Annotated in this window: 1 protein-coding gene; it reads right to left on the reverse strand. The window is 41.4% G+C overall.

Annotated features, from left to right (window positions below; genetic code table 11):
- Positions 1–214: 214 nt before the first annotated feature.
- On the reverse strand, positions 215–773 hold a 559-nt coding region (locus tag LD39_RS00005), incomplete at its 5' end, for a hypothetical protein (protein ID WP_231572485.1).

Consider the following 773-nt stretch of genomic DNA (forward strand, 5'->3'; position numbering starts at 1 on the left):
CACAAGGAGGCTGAGGCCGTTCCCGCGGAAAGCGAAGCATTCTGTCGGAGCGGCCATCCTTCCACCATACAAGACAAATGCCCGAAGTAATAGCAGGAATTAGACATGATTCGCTAATCTACCATAAAAAACCGAACGATGGTGACATCTTATCATAAGAATTCCACCATCGTTCGGTTTATAGAATGGCTAAAACACTTCTGTCCCAGCCCCCTTACTTGTTTATGATGATTGAATTAATTTGTTCTGGAACTTTGATCGGTTCACTAAGATCGTAGGCAGGGAATGGCTGAAATTGAACTCCATTAAAAACCACTTCTTCAAATCCAAATTGCCTAGCTGTCATTAAGATCGAATCTACAGTAGTGAGGACTTCTTGTTCATCCTTCCATTCTCCATGTGTCAATTTAATATTTAAACGTTCACCCTCTTCTGATATCGACTGGAAGTGAACATGGTCCGAAACTGCTGGAGATATGAACTCTAAATTTTTGTCTTCTTTCATCTCCATTAATGCCTCTTTAATGGAGATATTTCCGTTTGCCTTAATTGGAGCTAATAGACGGGTGCGGCTAGAAGGAGGGTGATATGATTGATAATAATATTCGCCATCTTTGATAGCCGGGACTTCTTTAAGCTCTCCGTAGGGTCCTATGGTGACATCAGAATCACTCTCTGATTTCAGCTTAATTTTCTCTACTTCAAAGGGCTCTACTTTCCAGCGAATACTTTCTACTAGCATTTCGGCCCAACTACTACCGTTTACTGAGAAA

Origin of the sequence: Halobacillus sp. BBL2006, from assembly GCF_000786645.1 — a bacterium.
Classification (GTDB): domain Bacteria; phylum Bacillota; class Bacilli; order Bacillales; family Halobacillaceae; genus Halobacillus.